19 protein-coding genes are annotated in these 21,529 nt (G+C 53.9%); 14 read left to right on the top strand and 5 right to left on the bottom strand.

From position 1 onward, the window contains the following. Positions 1-35: 35 nt before the first annotated feature. Positions 36-2,459 (bottom strand): glycerol-3-phosphate 1-O-acyltransferase PlsB, encoded by a 2,424-nt coding sequence (gene plsB / locus PMI17_RS15810; protein ID WP_009128588.1) that lies wholly within the window; start codon positions 2,457-2,459, stop codon positions 36-38. Between the two features lie 126 nt (positions 2,460-2,585). On the opposite strand from plsB, the gene PMI17_RS15815 reads away from it, so the two are divergent. From PMI17_RS15815 to PMI17_RS15830, 4 genes are all read left to right on the top strand, one after another. Next, positions 2,586-2,954: a diacylglycerol kinase gene (locus PMI17_RS15815; protein WP_009128590.1), complete on the top strand. Its 369-nt coding sequence runs from the start codon at positions 2,586-2,588 to the stop codon at positions 2,952-2,954. Between the two features lie 105 nt (positions 2,955-3,059). Continuing rightward, on the top strand, positions 3,060-3,674 hold the full coding sequence (gene lexA / locus PMI17_RS15820) for a transcriptional repressor LexA (protein WP_009128593.1): 615 nt from the start codon (positions 3,060-3,062) through the stop codon (positions 3,672-3,674). Between the two features lie 136 nt (positions 3,675-3,810). Next, positions 3,811-5,133, top strand: coding sequence for an MATE family efflux transporter DinF (dinF, locus tag PMI17_RS15825; RefSeq protein ID WP_009128596.1), 1,323 nt, complete (start codon positions 3,811-3,813; stop codon positions 5,131-5,133). 163 nt (positions 5,134-5,296) lie between these two features. Beyond that, positions 5,297-5,509, top strand: coding sequence for a CsbD family protein (locus PMI17_RS15830; protein ID WP_009128598.1), 213 nt, complete (start codon positions 5,297-5,299; stop codon positions 5,507-5,509). A gap of 73 nt (positions 5,510-5,582) precedes the next feature. Here PMI17_RS15830 and zur read toward each other — a convergent pair whose 3' ends face one another. Next, positions 5,583-6,104 (bottom strand): zinc uptake transcriptional repressor Zur, encoded by a 522-nt coding sequence (zur, locus tag PMI17_RS15835; protein WP_009128600.1) that lies wholly within the window; start codon positions 6,102-6,104, stop codon positions 5,583-5,585. Positions 6,105-6,556: 452 nt separating this feature from the next. Here zur and traF point away from each other — a divergent pair, with 452 nt between their 5' ends. The 3 genes from traF (at position 6,557) to pspG (ending at position 9,432) form a co-directional block, all read left to right on the top strand. Next, positions 6,557-7,807 (top strand): conjugal transfer protein TraF, encoded by a 1,251-nt coding sequence (gene traF, locus PMI17_RS15840; RefSeq protein ID WP_009128602.1) that lies wholly within the window; start codon positions 6,557-6,559, stop codon positions 7,805-7,807. A 108-nt stretch (positions 7,808-7,915) separates the two neighbouring features. Further along, positions 7,916-8,914 (top strand): tRNA dihydrouridine(20/20a) synthase DusA, encoded by a 999-nt coding sequence (gene dusA, locus PMI17_RS15845; RefSeq protein WP_009128604.1) that lies wholly within the window; start codon positions 7,916-7,918, stop codon positions 8,912-8,914. Between the two features lie 251 nt (positions 8,915-9,165). Then, positions 9,166-9,432 carry an envelope stress response protein PspG gene (gene pspG / locus PMI17_RS15850; protein ID WP_009128606.1) on the top strand — a complete coding sequence of 89 codons (267 nt, stop codon included), beginning with the start codon at positions 9,166-9,168 and terminating at the stop codon, positions 9,430-9,432. A 196-nt stretch (positions 9,433-9,628) separates the two neighbouring features. Here pspG and PMI17_RS15855 read toward each other — a convergent pair whose 3' ends face one another. Then, positions 9,629-10,612 (bottom strand): quinone oxidoreductase, encoded by a 984-nt coding sequence (locus PMI17_RS15855; RefSeq protein ID WP_009128608.1) that lies wholly within the window; start codon positions 10,610-10,612, stop codon positions 9,629-9,631. Positions 10,613-10,685: 73 nt separating this feature from the next. On the opposite strand from PMI17_RS15855, the gene dnaB reads away from it, so the two are divergent. The 7 genes from dnaB (at position 10,686) to PMI17_RS15890 (ending at position 17,384) form a co-directional block, all read left to right on the top strand. Next, positions 10,686-12,092 (top strand): replicative DNA helicase, encoded by a 1,407-nt coding sequence (gene dnaB / locus PMI17_RS15860; RefSeq protein ID WP_036621482.1) that lies wholly within the window; start codon positions 10,686-10,688, stop codon positions 12,090-12,092. A gap of 128 nt (positions 12,093-12,220) precedes the next feature. Further along, a complete protein-coding gene (locus tag PMI17_RS15865) occupies positions 12,221-12,712 on the top strand; it encodes an Lrp/AsnC family transcriptional regulator (protein ID WP_008109951.1) in 492 nt (163 codons plus the stop codon). A gap of 228 nt (positions 12,713-12,940) precedes the next feature. After that, on the top strand, positions 12,941-13,555 hold the full coding sequence (locus PMI17_RS15870) for a YitT family protein (protein WP_009128614.1): 615 nt from the start codon (positions 12,941-12,943) through the stop codon (positions 13,553-13,555). A gap of 48 nt (positions 13,556-13,603) precedes the next feature. Continuing rightward, the gene (locus PMI17_RS15875; protein WP_009128616.1) at positions 13,604-14,797 is read left to right on the top strand and encodes an amino acid aminotransferase; all 1,194 of its coding nucleotides are present in this window, start codon (positions 13,604-13,606) and stop codon (positions 14,795-14,797) included. A 178-nt stretch (positions 14,798-14,975) separates the two neighbouring features. Beyond that, on the top strand, positions 14,976-16,505 hold the full coding sequence (locus PMI17_RS15880; protein WP_009128618.1) for a catalase: 1,530 nt from the start codon (positions 14,976-14,978) through the stop codon (positions 16,503-16,505). A gap of 108 nt (positions 16,506-16,613) precedes the next feature. Next, positions 16,614-17,030: a secondary thiamine-phosphate synthase enzyme YjbQ gene (locus PMI17_RS15885; protein WP_009128620.1), complete on the top strand. Its 417-nt coding sequence runs from the start codon at positions 16,614-16,616 to the stop codon at positions 17,028-17,030. A 3-nt stretch (positions 17,031-17,033) separates the two neighbouring features. Then, positions 17,034-17,384, top strand: a complete 351-nt coding sequence (locus tag PMI17_RS15890) for an MmcQ/YjbR family DNA-binding protein (RefSeq protein ID WP_009128623.1) — start codon at positions 17,034-17,036, stop codon at positions 17,382-17,384. 6 nt (positions 17,385-17,390) lie between these two features. Here PMI17_RS15890 and PMI17_RS15895 read toward each other — a convergent pair whose 3' ends face one another. Both PMI17_RS15895 and uvrA read right to left on the bottom strand, forming a co-directional pair. Next, entirely contained in the window at positions 17,391-18,455 is a 1,065-nt protein-coding gene (locus PMI17_RS15895) for an NAD(P)-dependent alcohol dehydrogenase (RefSeq protein WP_009128625.1), read from the bottom strand. A gap of 218 nt (positions 18,456-18,673) precedes the next feature. Then, on the bottom strand, positions 18,674-21,502 hold the full coding sequence (gene uvrA, locus PMI17_RS15900) for an excinuclease ABC subunit UvrA (protein WP_009128627.1): 2,829 nt from the start codon (positions 21,500-21,502) through the stop codon (positions 18,674-18,676). Between the last annotated feature and the right edge of the window lie 27 nt (positions 21,503-21,529).

A 21,529-nucleotide genomic window follows, 5' to 3' on the forward strand; every position in this document is an offset into this window, starting at 1 on the left:
CACCGAAGTGCGCCTTTTTATCGCTGGTCGCCAGGTTAATCGTGCGCGACTGCGCTCTCAATCGTCAGACGCACATCGCTGGTCACTAACTCCGCCAGCATTTGCCACATCATATGACTCCGTTCTGCATCAGCATCGCCTTTATCACTGATGTAACCTTCATCACGCAGCGTTAGCACCAGCGCAGTAAATACCGCTTTATCAAAGAACTCTGGCGCGTTAATGCCGTGCAGCACTGACAGGCGTTGAGCCAACGTGCGGCTCTCCTTCTCCAGCGTGCCGCGGTTAATGGCCGGTTTTGCGCTGAGAATGGCGAAGGTAATCGCAAAGCGCTGCAGCGTTTCACGAATACCTGCCGCCAGCAGCTGCAGCGAACGGTGACGCGCCGGTGTCATTTTCAGCATGCCGTCTTGCAGTGTGATCAGCCCCTGACGCGCCATCTCGGCGCACAGGGCGTTGAGCACCGCAGGCAATTCCGCTTTATCCCAACGCAGGAACAGCTCGCTCTTCAACATCGGATACACCAGGCTAACCTGGCGCAGCAGCTCAACATCGCTGATTTCCCGATGCTGCTGCACAATGGCGGCAATCAGCGACGGCATCACCAGCATGTGATGAATGTTGTTGCGATAGTAGGTCATCAGCACCGCCTGCTCGCGCGGCAGAATGATGATGTCGCCAATGTTGTCTTGCTCGGTCTCGAACTTGTTCATGCCCATGGCGTGATCAAGCAGCGCTTCGGCGCTCATATCCGGTACCGTAGCTTCCGGTGAGTACGGTACATTGCGCAGCAGTTGGGTGTAACACTCAAGCTGCTCAATCAACTGTTCGCGCGTCAATGAACGCTGACGTGAGGCCAGCAGCGCGGTGACGCACAGGTTCATGGCGTTCGCCGCACCCGCTTCGTTGATGCGTACCATCAGCTTCGCCGCAATATCATTCACGGCTGGCGTCATCCAGGCAGGACGTTGTGGTTCGATCGGATCGATCGCGTCACGCCATTCCGGCACGTTTTTGTTGAGGTAATTCATCAACGGCAGCGGTTCGCCAAAGTTGACATAGCCCTGACCAAGATTGCGCAACTTACGTAAGCCGCGCACCATCTGCAGGAAGCTCTCTTTCTCTTTGGCGGCGCCACGCAACTCTTTAGCGTAAGTACCCACTTCCATCACGTGCTCATAACCAATGTAAATCGGCACAAAAGTGATGGGACGACTGCCGCCACGCAGCATCGCCTGCAGCGTCATCGATAAGGTGCCGGTTTTCGGGTCCAGCAAACGTCCGGTGCGTGAGCGTCCGCCCTCAACAAAGTACTCAACCGAGTAACCACGGCTAAACAGCTCGCCAAGGTATTCACGGAACACCGTGGAGTACAGCTTGTTGCCCTTGAAGGTACGACGAATAAAGAACGCGCCCAGACGACGGAAAATCGGGCCTGCTGGCCAGAAATTCAGGTTGATACCTGCGGCAATGTGCGGCGGCACCAGGCCCTGGTGATAGAGCACATAAGAGAGCAGCAGGTAGTCCATGTGGCTGCGATGGCAGGGCACATAGACAATCTCATGGCCATCCTGCGCCAGCTGACGCACGCGCTCGCCACCGTGGACGGTGATGCCCTGATAAAGGCGGCTCCACAGCCAGCCCATTACGCGGTCGGTCACTTTAATCGCTTCGTAAGAGAAGTTTGCCGCCACTTCTTCCATCATTTCGATGGCATTCTGCTGAGCTTTCTCATGCGAAATCTTTTTACTGCGCGCTTCATCTTCGACTGCTTTTTCAATCGCTTTGGATTGCAACAGCTTATTGAAGAGGTCCTGACGCGCGGGCAGACGCGGTCCGACAGCGGCCAGGCGCTGACGGGCAAAGTGAATGCGCGCGACACGTGCCAGTTTCTGCGCAATCGACTTGTCGGTGCCGTGTTCGGTCGCCATTTGGCGCAGCGAAACGGTTTGCGAGAAGCGAACGAAGCTATCGCGGCCGTGCCACAAAATGGCGAAGAACTTCTGCACGCCATTAAGGATACGCAGATGCGGTGTCGCTTCTCCCTGAATTTCACGTCCCGGCGCACGACCAAACATCACCGCAACGGGTAACATCTGGACATCGAGCTGTGGGTTGCTGCGGTGCAAATCGAGATAGTCGTGGAATAGCTTTACTGATTCCGGATTCGCCACGAAATAGGGAATAACGCGCGGACCATCGTGAATAAACACGTGGCGCGGTAGCAAGGTGCCATCGATCTCAAGCGGAGCCAGCGGATCGGGCAGATCATGTTTCAGACATTGCGCCCGTAGCGTGAGCAGGTCAGCCTTTGAATCATAAGGCAAAACATACATCACTGGACGTGTCGGATCGATCCCGTGTTCAGAGACGGGATCGGTCGGAATGACCTTACTTTTTACCAAAATAGAGAGTGGTAAATTCAATAATTTGTAATAGAGTTTACGCCAACCTGACATAGACAACTTAAAGCCTCTTGTTAGCAAAGCGCGGCAAGCATACCAGAAAGCGCAGCGAAGATCTGTGGCTCTGCCACCTCCCACTGCCACACATTGACGTCAAAATAGTTCAAGGGTTCCATAAACATGGCAAATAACGTCACCGGTCTTGTAAGAATAGTGAAAGCAGCCGGTTATTCCTGGCAGGGCCTGCGTGCCGCATGGCAGCATGAAGCCGCATTTCGCCAGGAGGCGATTGCCGCGCTGGTGGCTATTATCGTGGCCTGTTGGCTGGATGTTGATGCCATTTCCCGCGTGTTAATGATTGGTTCGGTAGTGCTGGTGGTCATTGTTGAAATCCTTAATAGCGCCATCGAAGCGGTGGTAGACCGCATCGGTCAGGAGCAGCATCCGTTAGCCGGGCGTGCCAAAGATATGGGATCGGCTGCCGTGTTGCTGACTATCTTACTGGCTCTGTTTGTCTGGATCGCGCTGCTCTGGACGCATTTGAGATAGGGATTCCAGATTCATCAATGCGCTGATTTTTCCCTCTGTTACGGTTTTCATTTCGCGAATACCTGTATATACTCACAGCGACTGTATAAACAACCAGGGGGCGGGATGAAAGCGTTAACTGCAAGGCAGCAACAGGTCTATGACCTGATTCGCGACCATATTAACCAGACGGGCATGCCGCCAACGCGTGCGGAAATTGCTGCGCAACTGGGTTTTCGCTCGCCCAATGCTGCTGAAGAGCATCTGAAAGCGCTGGCGCGAAAAGGCGTGATTGAAATTGTTTCTGGCGCATCGCGCGGGATACGCCTGCTGATGGAAGAAGAGCCGAGCGAAGGTTTGCCATTAATTGGCCGCGTCGCTGCTGGCGAGCCGCTGCTGGCACAAGAGCACATTGAAGCGCACTATCAGGTTGATGCCAACCTGTTCAAACCCAGCGCCGATTTCCTGCTACGCGTTAGCGGTATGTCGATGAAAGATATCGGCATTATGGATGGCGATCTGTTAGCGGTGCATAAAACTCAGGAAGTGCGTAACGGCCAGGTTGTGGTGGCGCGCATTGATGATGAAGTCACCGTGAAACGCTGGAAAAAGCAGGGCGCGATTGTGCATCTTCTGCCGGAAAATAACGATTTCCAGCCGATTATCGTTGATACCCGCGAGCAGTCACTGACCGTTGAAGGTTTGGCTGTGGGTATTGTGCGCAACGGCGAATGGCTCTGATCAATTTCTGAACCTCCCCAACTGCGGCGGCGTATGCTGCGCTGACCGCAGTCTGCTATTTTATTTCTCTGTGACATTTTCTGCGGCACTGTCGGGCGCATTATCACGCTGATACCGCAAACAACGGAATGCGCTGATGCAGCTGTTTTCCCCTTCAGATAAAGCACTCTGGCGGCTGGCGCTGCCAATGATCCTCTCCAACATCACCGTTCCGCTGCTGGGCGTGGTGGATACTGCCGTCATTGGTCATCTTGATAGCCCCATTTATCTCGCTGGCGTCGCCGTGGGTACCACGGCAACCAGTTTCATCTTCATGCTTCTGCTGTTTTTGCGAATGAGCACCACCGGACTGACCGCGCAGGCTTTTGGTGCGAATGATAAAAGCGCACTGGCGCGCGCCTTGACGCAACCGCTGCTCATCGCTTTAGTCTTCGGACTCTTGTTTATGCTGTTGCGCACGCCAGTAAGCAGTTTGGCGGCAGCACTGATGGGCGGCAGTCCGGAAGTGCAGCAGCAGGCGAAAATATTTATTGAGATTCGCTGGCTGAGTGCGCCGGCTACCTTGGCTAATTTGGTGATTCTTGGCTGGCTGCTGGGCGTGCAGTATGCGCGTGCGCCGATGGTGTTATTGATCGTCGGTAATCTGGTGAACATCCTGCTCGACCTGCTGTTTGTCCTCAAGCTGCACTGGGGTGTGGCGGGAGCGGCGGCGGCTACGGCGTTGGCCGAATATGTCACGCTGGGTGTGGGTTTGTGGATGGTAGCGCGGGTACTTAAATTGCGCGGTATCCACTTCACGCTGCTAAAAAATAGCTGGCGCGGTGATGCGGCGCGGTTGTTTCGCCTTAATCGCGACATTATGTTGCGTTCCCTTATGCTGCAAATCTGCTTCGCGTCGCTCACCATTCTCGGTGCGCGCATTGGTCCGGATGTCGTGGCGGTCAATGCGGTGCTGCTGATGTTCCTCACCTTTACTGCCTACGCATTAGATGGCTTTGCCTATGCGGTTGAAGCCTGTTCCGGTGAAGCGGTCGGCGCTAAAGATCGCAGCCGGTTATTGCTGATCTGGCACGCTGCTTGTCGACAGGCCTGTTTTGTGGCGGTGATATTTGCGCTGATTTATGCCTTCACTGGCCCGCAGATTGTAGCGATGCTGACTTCACTGGAAGCACTACGCGACATGGCCGATCGCTACCTCATCTGGCAGGTGATACTGCCGCTGATTGGCGTCTGGTGTTATCTGCTGGATGGCATGTTTATCGGCGCGACGCGCGGGCGAGAGATGCGAAACAGCATGGTAATAGCGGCCATTGGTTATGGCGTAGCGCTGTTGACGCTGCCGTGGCTCGGTAACCACGGTTTATGGTTGGCGGTTACGGTATTCCTGGCGTTACGTGGGCTGACACTATGGCTAATCTGGCGGGGTCACTGGCAACGTGATAGCTGGTTTAACGCCTGATTAAGCGAAGCGTAACCTACAGATTAATCTGTAATTCTCTGCAAACTTCGAAGCGGCTACTACAATTACCTTATACGGCGCACATGAGTAGCGCGTTGTCTGGGTATATTGCCAGATAGACAGGCGATATATCTATCTCACTCAGGATGAAGTGGAGGATTATATGAACAAAGACGAAGCGAGCGGAAACTGGAAGCAGTTTAAAGGGAAAATGAAGGAAAAGTGGGGCAAGCTTACGGATGATGATATGACCGTGATCGAAGGTAAACGCGATCAGCTTGTCGGCAAAATCCAGGAACGCTACGGCTATGCGAAAGATCAGGCAGAGACCGAAGTGAAAGACTGGGAAAGCCACAACAAAGATTACCGCTGGTAGTCGACGACCCCTATTAAGGATGATGCTCCTACCCACCGGTCATTATGATCGGGTCGGCACAAGGATGTGCCCATTATGCTTTTCTCACCCGCTTTTTCCCCTCAACCTGGTGGTCATGCTCGCAGCTTTCGTGATGCGTACAAGCCGCAACCTCAGCGCAATTCTCACACAAGCCATGTGCTTCAATCACCGTATGACGCAGTGAAAATCCCGCTTGGTCTGCCAGTGCCGCGATAGTTTTTTCCACGCCATGAGCATGCTTTTCGCTGACCGCTGCACAACCATCGCACACCAGCATCACCGAAGTGTGTGCCGGCTCATCGAAATGGTGACAAACCACATAACTGTTGTTCGACTCCACGCGATGAATAAATCCCTGTTCCAGCAAAAAATCCAGTGCACGATAGATGGTGGGCGGTTTGGCTTGCGGCTCACTCACGCGCAGCTGATCCAGCAAATCGTAAGCGCTTATCGAACCGTTTTGCTCTGCCATTAAGCGCAGCACTTCGGCGCGTTGAGTGGTGAGACGCACGCCGCGGTCGAGGCAAAGTGATTCTGCCTGAGTAAGCAGTTGTTCGGGCGTGAGGTTTGACATAAGCATTCTCCAGGTCGCAGGTGATGTTATTTTATCACACAAATTTTTACCCTGCTGTGATTGCTTATTCCCCTTAAAAATGGCCAGAAAACTCTCGCCAATCAATAAATTATCCTAAGAATCCTCCCCACGATTTTTCTGCAATGATTTTACCTGAGAAATGCGGACCGCCAGACAGCGCAACGGCGCGCGGGTTTTTGCTTTGCAACTCACCGGGTTAGCGTCTATGGTTCAAAAGGTCTTAAGTAATTTCTGGTATCAATTTACTCACTGTTAATTTTTCTGCATAAAAACACAGCGGAATGGCGCTTATGCATCCAATTCTGCGAATAGCAGTGCTATTTCCTTTTAATTCACAGCAATGAAGCGTTAGCCAGGGTTCAGAATAGCGGCTAACTAAACTGTTCCGTCGGTGAGTGGCTCAGCGACATTTTAAAGGTGATGGCAGACTCATGGTGAAGACATTATTCAGGCACAAAAAAGTAGCTTATCTTGTTGGTTTGAATGCGGTATTTCTCTCCTCGTCGGCTCTGGCAGCAGGAACATGGTATGACGCGCGTAATGATGCGATGGGCGGTACGGGGGTAGCTTCTTCTACCTGGAGTTCAGCGGTGCTGGCGAACCCAGCATTGATGACCAAAGCGCAGCCTGAAGATAACGTCAGCATTATTATCCCTTCAGCAGGGGCGCAGGTGACTGACAAAGACAAATTACTGGATCGCGTTGATGACATCACCGATACCGTCGATCGTTATCAGAATGTCATCGATAACCTGACCTTTGCAGATTACCTTAATGGTTATCCACAACTTAAAGCGGCAGCGGGCGATGTGGCTAATCAGCTCAGCGATCTACGCGGTAATAAAGCGAATGCCACCGCGGGTGTGGCGCTGGCAGTCACCGTGCCAAATGAAACGTTGCCCTTTGCCTTTATCACCAAAGCATACGGAACGGCGCATGTGCGAGCCAACGTAGCTGATAGCGATATTGCCTACCTACGCGGTGTTGCTAATGGCACCATCATTCCCGTACCGGGAGATGAAGATAATTTGCGTTCCAGCGCCAACGGCCTGGCCGCGTTAGTCACGGATTATGGTGTTGCAGTTGCGCATGAATTCTCGATTGCTGGCCATCCGGTTTCAGTCGGCGTGACGCCAAAACTGCAGAAAACCTGGTTGTATAACTACACCGCCAGTATTTATAACTACGACAAGAGCGACATCAACAGCAGCCGGTATCGCAGCAGCGATACCGGTTTCAACGTGGATGCCGGCGTGGCCACTGATTTTGGTGACAACTGGACCTTTGGCGTGACCGGTCAAAACCTGATTTCGCGCGATATCGACACCAAAGAGGTCAACGGCTACCGCGATACCTATCAAATTCGTCCGCTGGTGACTACCGGGCTCTCCTGGAATAACGGACCGTTCACGTTGGCGGGTGATGTTGATCTGACCGAAACCAAGCGCTTCAAATCGGAAGAGTCCAGCCAATATGCGGGCGTGGGCGCAGAGTATCGTGTGCTGGATTGGCTGGCGCTGCGCGCCGGTTATCGCGCCGATCTGAAATCGAATGATACCGATGTCTTTACCGCTGGTTTGGGCGTGTCACCGTTCAACAATACGGTCCATCTGGATCTGGCCGGTTCGGTCGGCAAAGACAATACCGTGGGTGCGATGTTGCAACTTGGATTTAACTTCTAATCCCGGCAAGGTTTTAATCCTGCAAACGGGCGGCTGTGTCGCCCGTTTTGCTGTGGTATCATTGCGCAGTTTCTCATCACTTAACTCACTGCGGATTTACTGCGTTTCATGACCGATACTTTCTCCTCGCAACGTTTTTCTATCGCCCCCATGCTCGACTGGACCGATCGCCACTGTCGCTATTTCCACCGTAAGTTAAGCGGCAATACGCTGCTGTACACCGAAATGGTGACGACCGGCGCAATCATTCACGGTAAGGGCGACTATCTGGCCTACAGCGAGGATGAACATCCGCTGGCGCTGCAACTCGGCGGTAGCGATCCCGCTGCGCTGGCGCAGTGCGCCAAACTGGCTGAAGAGCGTGGCTACGATGAGATCAACCTGAATGTAGGTTGTCCGTCCGACCGTGTTCAGAACGGCCGTTTTGGCGCCTGCCTGATGGCTGATGCCGCGCTGGTTGCCGATTGCATTAAAGCGATGCGCGACGTCGTGAGCATCCCGGTCACGGTAAAAACCCGTATCGGCATTGACGAGCAGGATAGCTATGAATTTTTGTGTGATTTTATTGGCACCGTGGCGCAACAGGGCGGCTGCGAAACCTTTATTATCCACGCGCGCAAAGCCTGGTTGTCAGGTTTAAGCCCGAAAGAGAACCGTGAAATTCCGCCGCTGGATTATCCACGCGTCTATCAGCTGAAGCGCGATTTTCCAGCACTGACCATGGCGATAAACGGCGGTATCAAGACGCTGGAAGAGGCCAAACTGCATCTGCAGCATATGGATGGCGTGATGATGGGGCGTGAGGCCTATCAAAATCCCGGCATTCTGGCGCAGGTGGATCGCGAGCTGTTTGGACGCGATACGCCAACTGTCGATCCTGTGGCAGTGGTGCGCTCGATGTATCCCTATATCGAAGCGGAGTTATCGAAAGGCATGTATCTCGGCCACGTTACACGTCATATGCTTGGCCTGTTCCAGGGAATTCCCGGTGCTCGCCAGTGGCGCCGCTACTTGAGTGAGAATGCCCACAAGCCCGGCGCAGATGTGCGCGTGGTAGAAGCGGCGCTGGCGCTGGTTGTGGATAAAATCCCGCAGGAAGCGCTGTAATCATCAGGGGTTGGTTCGCCATGAATGGCGATCCTAAGCAAGCCAGTTCTAGGGTGCGCATTGATGCGCACCGGAACCACTGCACAATAATCCCTTACAGTTGGTTTTTTCTGCGCCACAAGTTAGCAATTTCCACTACGTCTCAGGCATCGCCATTCTGGCGCTATCAATTATTTCAACATGTTAGCTGAATTTCTTACCTGGCACGCATCTTGTAATACTCCTGATGTTACTTACACAGGAGAACCTTCGTGGAAATTCTATTTGTTCTCGGCTTTTTTCTCATGCTGCTGTTTACCGGCGTTTCGCTGCTGGGCGTTATCGCGGCATTGGTCGTTGCCACTGCTTTGATGTTCTTCGGCGGGTTACTGGCAATTGTTATCAAAGTGTTGCCATGGCTCGTATTGGCGGTCATTGCCGTGTGGCTTTATCGTGCATTTACTACGCCATCAGGCGAGGCAAAGTTACGCAGGCTGAAAAGAAAAATCAGTGACTTAGAGAGAAAGAGCTGGCGCTAAATGCGGTGACGATCACAGACTCGAAAATTGCTTAGATCAATTCCGCAATTAAACATATTTTTTACTTATGTTTTCTGTCAGGATGATTGGCGTTGTTACAAACGAATTCATCGCCGCTGTCCCTACACCAGCGCGAACTATAAAAAAGAAAGAAAAAGGGGCTTCCTAATGGGAAGCCCCGTTTGCTTTTAGCCGATCAGGGAATCAGCAGGCTCGAACCTTGCGTTGCCCGGCTCTCCAGCACCTGATGCGCGCGCACCGCATCGCTCAAGGCAAATTTCTGCTGCTCCGGCACGTTTAGCTGAATCGCCCGGCTGGCAATCAGTGAGAACAACTCGTTGCTGGCGGCATCCAGTTCTTCACGATTGGTGATGTAGCCAAACAGTGAAGGTCGGGTGACAAACAGCGAGCCTTTCTTATTCAGAATACCCAGGTCGATGCCCGTTACCGGGCCCGATGCATTGCCAAAGCTCACCATTAATCCGTGACGACGTAGGCTATCCAGCGAAGGTTCCCAAGTATCTTTCCCCACCGAGTCATACACAACTGCGACTTTCTCACCGTTGGTCAACTCGCTGACGCGCTTAGCGATATCCTCTTCGCGATAGTTAATCGTCGCCCATGCACCCGCATCTTTGGCGATTTGCGCTTTTTCCGCGCTCCCCACGGTACCAATCAGATGCGCGCCCAGCGCCTTGGCCCATTGGCAGGCAATCAAACCGACGCCACCGGCAGCGGCATGGAACAGGAAGATTTCATCGGCTTTCACTTTATAGGTTTGGCGCAGCAGATACTGCACGGTTAAACCCTTAAGGAACGAGGCTGCGCCTTGCTCAAAGCTGATGCTATCCGGCAGGATCACTAATCGATCTTCGGCCACATTATGCGCTTCGCTATAAGCTCCCAGCGCGGCCTGGCAATACACCACGCGATCGCCCGCTTTAAAGCGCGTCACTGCCGATCCCACACGCTTAACCACGCCGGCGGCTTCCGTTCCCAGACCTGATGGGAATGCGCTTACCGGATATAAGCCGCTGCGCACGTAGGTATCAATGTAGTTAATACCAATCGCTCTGTTCTCAACCTGTACTTCGTGTTCAGCAGGATCGGCTAACTCGAAATCGGCCCATTGCAGTACTTCGGGGCCGCCGTGTTGGTTGAACTGAATACGCTTTGCCATTCTGACTCCTGTGATTGTTCATCCTGGGACGGTATACTTGCGCGTCCCTTTCACGATCGGTAATGCATTCACTATGGCAGGAAATAAACCCACCAACAAATCGAACGAACCCCGCGATCGGCAGCTGGAAGGCGTGAAAATGCCGCCGCATTCCATAGAAGCGGAGCAGTCGGTGCTCGGTGGGTTGATGCTGGATAACCAGCGCTGGGACAACGTCTCTGAACGCGTCGTCGCCAACGATTTCTTCAACCGCTCGCACCGCATGATTTTCACAGAGATGCAGCGTTTGCTGGAGGCGGGCCAACCGATCGACCTGATAACGCTGTCTGAATCACTGGAAACGCTGGGTGAATTAGAGATGGCGGGCGGCTTCGCCTATCTGGCCGAACTGGCGAAAAACACGCCAAGTGCGGCGAATATCGGGGCCTATGCGGATATCGTGCGAGAACGTGCGGTCGTGCGCGAAATGATCTCGGTGGCGAACCAAATCGCCGATGCGGGTTACGATCCGCAGGGACGCAGCAGCGAAGACCTGCTCGATTTCGCCGAATCTAACGTCTTCAAAATCGCTGAGCAGCGCGCCAATAAAGATCAGGGGCCGCAGAACATCGAGCAGATTCTGGAAGCCACGGTATCGCGCATTGAGGCGTTGGTCTCCACGCCGCACGACGGCGTCACCGGCGTCGATACCGGTTATCAGGATCTGAACAAAAAAACTGCCGGATTACAGGGCTCGGATCTGATTATCGTCGCGGCGCGTCCGTCGATGGGTAAAACCACGTTCGCCATGAACCTGTGTGAAAACGCCGCCATGTTGCAGGATAAGCCAGTACTGATTTTCAGTCTGGAGATGCCCAGCGAACAGCTGATGATGCGTATGCTGGCGTCGCTGTCGCGCGTGGACCAGACGCGTATTCGTACCGGTCAGTTGGAAGATGAGGATTGGGCGCGCATCTCTGCCACCATGGGGATTTTGCTTGAGAAGAAAAACATGTTTATTGATGACTCTTCTGGCCTGACGCCAACCGAAGTGCGTTCGCGCGCGCGACGCATCTTCCGAGAAAACGGTGGATTGAGCTTAATCATGATCGACTACCTGCAGCTGATGCGTGTACCGGCGCTGTCGGATAACCGTACGTTAGAGATCGCCGAGATCTCACGCTCGCTCAAAGCGCTGGCCAAAGAGTTGAATGTGCCGGTCGTCGCACTTTCACAGCTTAACCGCTCGCTGGAGCAGCGCGCCGATAAACGCCCGGTCAACTCGGATCTGCGTGAATCCGGCTCGATCGAGCAGGATGCCGACTTGATCATGTTCATCTATCGTGACGAGGTATATCACGAAAACAGCGATCTGAAAGGCATCGCCGAGATCATCCTCGGTAAGCAGCGTAACGGCCCGATCGGTACGGTACGTTTGACCTTTAATGGTCAATGGTCGCGTTTTGATAACTATGCTGGCCCGCAATACGACGACGAATAATCCTCTCCCCGCAGATGCATGCACGATTTGTGCATGCATTTCACGTCATCAGAAAATAGTGTTGGACAACCCCGGCGTTAATCAGGTTATCTGTAACAAAGCGCACTCAATAACGCTGTGGAAGCAGAATGACTCAGGTAGACGATCACGACCTTAAGATATTGACTCTATTACAATCTAATGGACGCCTCACCAATCAAGAACTCAGCGATTTAGTCGGACTTTCGGCGTCACAATGTTCACGTCGCCGCATTAATCTTGAGCAGGCAAATCTCATTCTTGGCTATCACGCTCGCCTGTCGCCAGACGCGGTTGGCTTGGGCATGGTGGGATTAATTGAAGTGAGATTGAAAAACCATACGCCGGATTATGAAGAGAGCTTCCATCGCATGGTGGAAGAGGAAGCGGCGATTGTTGATGCCTTCAAAACGACCGGCGATGCCGATTATCTGCTGAAGGTGGCGGTCGCCGATTTAGCCTCACTCAGCGCGTTGATCAGCCAGTTAGTGGCCGGCCATCAGAGTGTCGCCCACGTAAAAACCTCCGTGGTTTTAAGCCGTCTCAAAGAGAACGGTTTGATGATGATTCCCCAGCACAAAACGCGCCAAAAAAGTGCATGATGTGCTAATCTGGTGCAATAATTGCCGTATTAATGCAAAAAACGCGCACCAGATAACGGATTTGTGCATAAGTTGATGGTTTGAGTCCTAATTGATGCACAAAAACCTGCAATAAAGCGCCTTAGTTATCAATTGGATAATCACTGGCACCCATCGGCGGCTAACATAGGTCGCCGATGTGGTGCGTTTTTTGCATTTGAAGGGCATCATTTGCAATGAGATTAACCCATGGATAACGTTGTACAACCCACTAAAGTTCCTCACTCACTCGTTGAAGATGCGCTGGCGATCGTACTCGGCACGCTGATGGTGTCGTTTGGTGTCATCATGCTGAAACAAGCCGGCGCGTTGACCGGCAGCTCAGCGGGTATTGCCTTTTTGATTAGCTATTTGTCGCCGCTCTCCTTTGGTAGCGCGTTCTTCCTGATCAACCTGCCATTTTACTGGCTGGCGGTACGCCGCATGGGCTGGGAATTCACCCTGAAAACCTTCTGCGCGGTGGGTTTGGTTTCGCTGTTTACCCATCTGCACCCGCTGTTTGTGCATTTTTCTGCGCTAAATCCGTTTTATGCGACACTGTTCGGTAACGTGGTGATGGGCGTTGGGTTTATAGTGTTGTTCCGTCACAAAGCCAGCCTCGGCGGCATCAATATTCTGGCGCTCTGGTTGCAGGACCGCATCGGTCTGCGTGCCGGAAAACTGCAGATGGCGGTCGATACCTGCGTGGTGTTAGCCTCGCTGTTTGTGGTGTCGTTACCCATGCTGTTGGCCTCAATTGCGGGCGCGGTGATCCTTAATCTCATCATCGCAATGAATCATCGTCCCGGCCGTTACCTGGTTTAATGACGCCTCTTTACCTCTTATTTATGACCAATCATGGAGATCTGCACCGTGTTTCAAAACGTTGATGCTTATGCCGGCGATCCGATTCTGTCGCTGATGGAAACCTTCAAACAAGATCCGCGCGATAACAAAGTAAACCTAAGCATTGGTCTCTATTACAACGAAGCGGGCATTATTCCTCAGCTACAGGCCGTTGCCGCCGCGGAAGAGCGTCTGCAGGCGCAGCCGCATCAGGCGTCACTGTATCTGCCGATGGAAGGTTTGAACGCTTACCGTAACGCGATTGCACCGCTGCTGTTTGGTAAACAACATCCGATGCTGCAAGCGGGTCGCATTGCATCCATCCAGACGCTGGGTGGTTCGGGCGCACTGAAAGTCGGTGCCGATTTCCTGAAGCGCTACTTCCCTGCTTCAAACGTGTGGGTGAGCGATCCAACGTGGGAAAACCACATCGCGATCTTCAACGGTGCGGGTTTCGATGTGGATACCTATCCGTGGTACGACGCTGAGACCAACGGCGTGAAGTTTGATGCGTTCATTGCCAAACTGAAAACGTTGCCGAAGCAATCCATCGTGCTGCTGCATCCGTGCTGCCACAACCCAACCGGCGCCGATCTGACTAACGCGCAGTGGGATGAAACCACCGAAGTCCTGAATGCACAGGAGCTGATTCCGTTCCTCGATATCGCCTATCAGGGCTTTGGGGCGGGCATGGAAGAAGATGCTTATGCGATTCGCGCGATTGCGGCAGCCGGTTTGCCTGCGCTGGTCAGCAACTCATTCTCTAAAATCTTCTCGCTGTACGGCGAGCGCGTCGGCGGACTTTCTATCGTGTGCGACAGTGCAGAAGAGTCGGCGCGTGTCCTCGGCCAGCTGAAAGCTACCGTACGTCGTAACTACTCCAGCCCGCCAAACTTTGGTGCTCAGGTTGTTTCCTGCGTGCTGAATGACGAGGCGTTGCTGAACAACTGGCTGGCCGAAGTGGAAGCCATGCGTCTGCGTATTATTGAGATGCGCCAGGCGCTGGTGAAGGTGTTGAGCACTAAGCTGCCAGGGCAAAACTTTGATTACCTGCTGAAGCAGCGCGGTATGTTCAGCTACACCGGTTTGAGCGCACAGCAGGTTGATCGCCTGCGCGATGAGTTCGGCGTGTACCTGATCGCCAGCGGCCGTATGTGCGTAGCTGGCCTGAACAGCCGTAACGTTAATCAGGTTGCTGAGGCGTTTGCTGCGGTGATGTAACTCTTTTTGCGCGCCGCTGTTTAACTGAACCACCCAGCTTTAACGCGGGTGGTTTTTTTATGCGTATGATTAAGACGGTTCTTGTGGGGAGCGGTGGGATGCGACGTTAGTTTTGGCGGGCTTTTATCTGGTCGGAAGCCGCCAGAAGCCAGGAAGTCTAACAATAAGGAATCGCCCCATGAACCATTTCTCTACCGCACTGAAACCCCTCTGTTATGCCATGACATTGGCCCTCTCATTGCCTGCCTTTGCGACTGAATTGACGCGTGACAATGGCGCACCGGTCGGTGATAACCAGAATTCGCAAACCGCGGGTGAGCACGGCGCCGTGTTGCTGCAGGATGTGCAGCTGATTCAAAAGCTGCAGCGTTTTGACCGTGAACGTATTCCGGAGCGCGTAGTGCACGCGCGCGGCACCGGCGCACACGGTGAGTTCCGCGCCAGCAAAGACATCAGTGATCTGACGATGGCAGACGTGTTCAAGCCAGGCAGCGTGACGCCGGTGTTTGTGCGCTTCTCGTCGGTGGTGCACAGCAAACATTCGCCGGAGACGCTGCGCGATCCGCGCGGTTTTGCTACCAAGTTTTACACCAGCCAGGGCAACTGGGATTTAGTCGGTAACAACCTGCCGGTGTTCTTCATCCGCGATGCGATTAAGTTCCCGGACATGGTGCATGCCTTTAAGCCCGATCCGCGCACCAACCTGGGCAATGATGCCCGCACCTTTGATTTCTTCTCACACGTGCCAGAAGCCACGCACGGTCTGACCATGCTGTTCTCCAACATGGGCACACCCGCTAACTATCGCCAGATGGATGGCAACAGCGTGCACGCCTACAAATTCGTTAACGCGAAAGGCGAAGTGCACTACGTGAAGTTCCACTGGAAAACGCTGCAGGGCGAGAAAAATCTCGATCCTGCTGAAGTCGCAGCGATCCAAAGCGGCACCTTTAGTCATATGACCGAAGATTTGGTGGCGGCGATCAACAATAAAGCCTATCCGAAATGGGATCTCTACATTCAAACCATCAAAGCCAGCGATATCGATAAGTTCGACTTCAATCCACTGGATGCGACCAAAATCTGGCCGGGCATTGCCGAAGTGAAAGTGGGGCAGATGGAGCTCAACCGCAACGTCGATAACTTCTTCCAGGAGACCGAGCAGGTAGCGATGGCGCCATCGAATCTGGTGCCGGGCATTGAGGCATCGGAAGATCGTCTGCTGCAAGGGCGTTTGTTCTCGTACGCTGATACCCAGATGTATCGCATCGGCGCTAATGGGCTAAGTTTGCCGGTCAACGCGCCGCGCGTGCTGGTCAGCAATGGCAATCAGGATGGCGCCATGAACAGCGGTAAGGCCGACGATCATGGTGTGAACTATCAGCCCAGCCGCATCTATCCACGTGAAGAGCTGCAAAGTGCGCGTTATAGCCACAGCCCGCTGAGCGGCGTGACGCAGCAGGCCACCCTCGCCAAAACGCAGAACTTCAAGCAGGCTGGCGAGCTGTATCGTTCCTTTAACGATAAAGAGAAAAGCGATCTGATTACCTCGCTGGGCGGGGCGCTGAAAGGTGTCGATGTGCAAAGCCGCGCCATCATGCTGTCGTATTTCTATAAAGCCGATAAAGAGTATGGCGAGCGTCTGGCCGCGATGACTAAAGATGATGTGGGCAGCATCAAATCGATGGCCGCTAAGCTGAACGACTAACCTTCAGGCGGCAGACTTCACGCTCTGCCGCTTTTTCCTTGTCATAGGGTTTACCTTTCGCCGACATGCTGCACACTTAAACGGTGTGTTTCATTTTAGGATTCTGGCATGTGGCATCAACAAACTCTGACGCTGGGCGCCAAAGCGCGCGGTTTTCATCTCATCACCGACGAGATTGTCGGCCAGCTTAACGGCTTAACCGATGTGCGCATTGGTCAGCTGCATCTCCTGCTACAGCACACTTCGGCGTCACTGACGCTGAATGAAAATTGTGATCCCACGGTGCGCAGCGATATGGAGCAGCACTTCTTACGTCATGTTCCGGAAAATGCACCTTATCAGCACGACTACGAAGGGGCCGATGACATGCCCGCTCACATCAAATCGTCGTTACTGGGTGTTTCACTCCTGATTCCGGTAAGTCGCGGGCGCTTGTTACTGGGCACGTGGCAGGGAATCTGGCTGGGTGAGCATCGCGTACATGGCGGCGCGCGGCGCATTGTTGCGACCTTACAAGGGGAATAAAACATGAACACTTCGGATTTACTGACTTATTGCATGGGCAAGCCAGGCGCAGAGCAGAGCTACAAAGACGTGTGGCAAGCGACGCAAATTAAAAGCGAAGGCGTGCTGTTTGCCATGCTGTATGAGGTGAAAGGGCGGCCAGCATTATCGCTGAAAGCGTCACCCGCACTGGCGGATTTACTGCGAGAGGAACATAGCGATGTGTTTCCCAGTGAGCATTTAAATAAGTCGCACTGGAGCACGCTGTGGCTGGATGGTTCACTGAAGGATTCGCAGATTTACTATCTGGTGGATGCCTCCTGGCAACAGGCTGACGCCACGCGCGCGGCGGGCGTCAACCATGATGAGAACTGAGGCCGGTTAAGCCGCAGACTCTTCGCGCAGGGTGTTGATATCAATCACGAAACGATATTTTACGTCGCTTTTCAGCATACGTTCGTAGGCTTCGTTGATTTGGTTCATCGCGATCAGCTCGATATCCGAGGTGATGCCGTGCTTGCCACAGAAATCCAGCATCTCCTGGGTTTCTGCAATGCCGCCAATCAGTGAACCGGCGACGCTACGACGTTTAAAGATCAGGTTAAATACCTGCGGTGCCGGGTGATCGTGCTCCGGTGCGCCAACCAGCGTCATGTTGCCGTCGCGCTTCAGCAGGGTGATGAACGGGTTGAGATCGTGCTGCGCCGCAACGGTATTCAGTATGAAGTCAAAGCTATTGGTATGCTGTGCCATCTGATCGGCATCTTTCGAGATCACCACTTCATCTGCGCCGAGGCGCTTACCGTCTTCAATTTTGGACGGTGACGTGGTGAACAGCACCACATGCGCACCCATAGCATGGGCCAGCTTCACGCCCATGTGGCCAAGACCGCCGAGGCCGACGATACCCACTTTTTTACCCGGACCCACGTTCCAGTGGCGCAGCGGTGAGTAAGTCGTGATACCGGCACACAGCAGAGGTGCAACACCTGCCAGATCGAGGTTTTCCGGCACGCGCAGTACGAAGCTTTCATCTACCACCATGTTGGTGGAGTAGCCGCCGTAGGTGATGGCGCCGGTTTCGCGGTCTTCACCGTTATAGGTGCCGACAAAACCATTTTCGCAATACTGCTCCAGTCCTTCCTGGCAGCTAGGACAGCTGCGGCAGGAATCAACCATACAACCAACGCCGACCAGGTCACCCACTTTATAGTTGTGTGTGTGAGCGCCAACGGCAGTCACGCGGCCCACGATTTCATGGCCAGGTACCACTGGGAAAATGGTGTTGCGCCATTCATTGCGCGCGGTATGCAAGTCTGAGTGGCAAACGCCACAGTACAACACTTCAATCTGCACATCATGAGCGCGCAGTTCGCGTGGCTTAAAGTCGAACGGGGCGAGTTTTGCTTTCGCGTCCTGTGCGGCATAGGCATGCGTAATATTCATGGTGTCTCCAGTCGGATGTGTCGTGAGTTTTATGCGGGATCCCGTTCAGCGGACTGAAGGGATAAAGGGCGTATGGACGCCAAAAGGAACGCTGTAAGGATAGTCAGCAGGATGAAATGCGTATATGCCTGAAGTTGTCTGATTCTTGCCTGTTCCTGCATTTCGCTGTGGGAATTGGCAGTAAAAATAAGGCCCGCATTAGCGGGCCTGAGAGAAAATCACTTTTTCAACATTGGCTTAAGGAAACGTGCCGTGTGTGATTTTTCACACTCTGCCACCGTTTCTGGCGTGCCGGCAATCAGGATTTCCCCGCCGCCGCTGCCACCTTCCGGACCAAGATCGACAATCCAGTCAGCGGTTTTGACCACGTCGAGATTGTGCTCAATCACCACGATGGTGTTGCCCTGATCGCGCAGCTGATGCAGCACTTCCAGCAGTTGCTGAATATCCGCAAAGTGCAGACCGGTGGTCGGCTCATCAAGGATATACAACGTCTGGCCTGTGCCGCGTTTTGACAGCTCACGCGCCAGCTTAACGCGCTGGGCTTCACCGCCTGACAGCGTCGTCGCCGACTGGCCGAGGCGGATATACGACAGGCCAACATCGATCAGCGTTTGCAGCTTACGCGCTAGCGCTGGAACGGCATCGAAGAACTCACGCGCCTCTTCGATAGTCATATCCAGCACTTCGTGGATGCTCTTGCCTTTGTATTTAATCTCCAGCGTTTCGCGGTTATAGCGTTTGCCTTTGCACTGGTCGCACGGCACGTAGATGTCAGGCAGGAAGTGCATCTCTACCTTGATCACGCCATCGCCCTGACAGGCTTCACAGCGTCCGCCGCGTACGTTAAAGCTGAAGCGGCCAGGATTGTATCCACGTGAACGCGCTTCCGGCACACCGGCGAACAGCTCGCGCACCGGCGTGAAAATGCCGGTATAGGTCGCGGGGTTAGAGCGCGGGGTACGGCCAATCGGGCTCTGATCGATATCGATCACTTTATCGAAGTGTTCGAGACCGGCGATCTCACGATAAGGCGCGGCTTCGATGGTGGTAGCACCGTTGAGCTGGCGCTGCGCAATCGGGAACAGCGTATCGTTAATCAGCGTCGATTTACCCGAGCCGGACACGCCGGTAATACAGGTAAATAAGCCGACCGGAATCGTCAGCGTGACGTCTTTGAGGTTGTTGCCGCGCGCACCCGTCAGTTTCAGTACTTTGGCGGGATCGCCTTTGACGCGCTCTTTTGGAATCGCGATCTCACGCTTGCCGCTAAGGAACTGGCCGGTGAGTGAATTTTCATTCGCCATGATCGCGTGCACATCGCCTTCCGCCACCACCTGACCACCATGCACGCCAGCGCCTGGCCCGATATCGATCACATGGTCAGCCGCGCGAATCGCATCTTCATCGTGCTCTACCACAATCACCGTATTACCGAGATCGCGCAGGTGAATCAGCGTACCTAACAGGCGTTCGTTATCGCGCTGATGCAGACCGATGGAGGGTTCATCCAGTACATACATAACGCCCACCAAGCCAGCACCAATCTGGCTGGCCAGACGAATACGCTGCGCTTCACCGCCGGAGAGCGTTTCTGCCGAGCGTGACATCGACAGGTAGTTCAAGCCGACGTTGACCAGGAAGCTCAGGCGATCGCCGATCTCTTTCAGGACTTTCTCGGCGATCTGTGCGCGTTGGCCGCTCAGCTTCATATTGGCGAAGAACTCCATCGCATGCCCGATGCTCATCTCAGAGATGGTCGGCAGGTTGGTGTTTTCGACAAAGACATGACGTGCTTCACGACGCAAACGGGTGCCTTCACAGCTGGCACAAGCGCGGTTGCTGATAAATTTCGCCAGCTCTTCGCGTACCGCGTTGGATTCCGTCTCTTTATAACGGCGCTCCATGTTGTGCAGCACGCCTTCAAACGGATGGCGGCGCACCGAAGTATCACCCCGATCGTTGATGTATTTGAATTCGATATTCTCTTTGCCGGAGCCGTACAGAATCACGTTGCGCGCATTGTCGCTCAGGCTGTTAAACGGAGCTTCAACATCGAATTGCAGATGCTCTGCCAGCGAGCGCAGCATCTGGAAATAGTAGAAATTACGGCGATCCCAGCCGCGGATGGCGCCACCGGCCAGCGACAGCTCGGGATTCTGCACCACGCGATCGGGGTCGAAATATTGCTGCACGCCCAAACCATCGCAGGTCGGGCAAGCGCCGGCTGGGTTGTTGAACGAGAACAGGCGCGGTTCGAGTTCGCGCATGCTATAGCCACAAATTGGGCAGGCAAAGTTCGCCGAGAACAGCATCTCTTCGGCATTGGTGTCGTCCATATCGGCGACGATCGCCGTACCACCGCTGAGTTCCAGCGTGGTTTCAAAAGATTCCGCCAGACGCGTTGCCAAATCCTCGCGCACGCGGAAGCGGTCAATCACCACTTCGATGGTGTGTTTCTTCTGTAATTCCAGCTTCGGCGGATCCGACAGGTCGCACACTTCGCCGTCAATGCGCGCACGGATATAACCCTGTGCGGCGAGATTTTCCAGCGTTTTGGTGTGTTCGCCTTTGCGATCTTTCACCACTGGCGCCAGCAGCATCAGGCGACGGCCCTCTTCCTGCGACAATACCTGATCGACCATCTGGCTAACGGTTTGCGCGGCCAGCGGAACGTCATGATCCGGACAGCGCGGCTCGCCGACGCGTGCAAACAGCAGGCGCAAGTAGTCGTGAATTTCGGTTATGGTGCCGACGGTGGAACGCGGGTTATGCGAAGTCGATTTCTGCTCAATGGAGATGGCGGGCGAAAGACCTTCAATGTGGTCAACGTCCGGTTTCTCCATTAATGAAAGAAACTGGCGCGCATAGGCCGAAAGCGATTCGACATAGCGACGCTGGCCTTCAGCATACAGCGTATCAAACGCCAGCGAAGACTTACCGGAACCTGACAGACCGGTGACCACAATGAGCTTATCGCGAGGGATGATCAGGTTGATGTTCTTCAAATTATGGGTGCGAGCACCGCGGACTTCGATCTTATCCATTCACCTTTCCCGGATTGAACAACACTC

It is taken from the genome of Pantoea sp. GM01, assembly GCF_000282675.1.
Lineage (GTDB): Bacteria > Pseudomonadota > Gammaproteobacteria > Enterobacterales > Enterobacteriaceae > Pantoea > Pantoea nemavictus.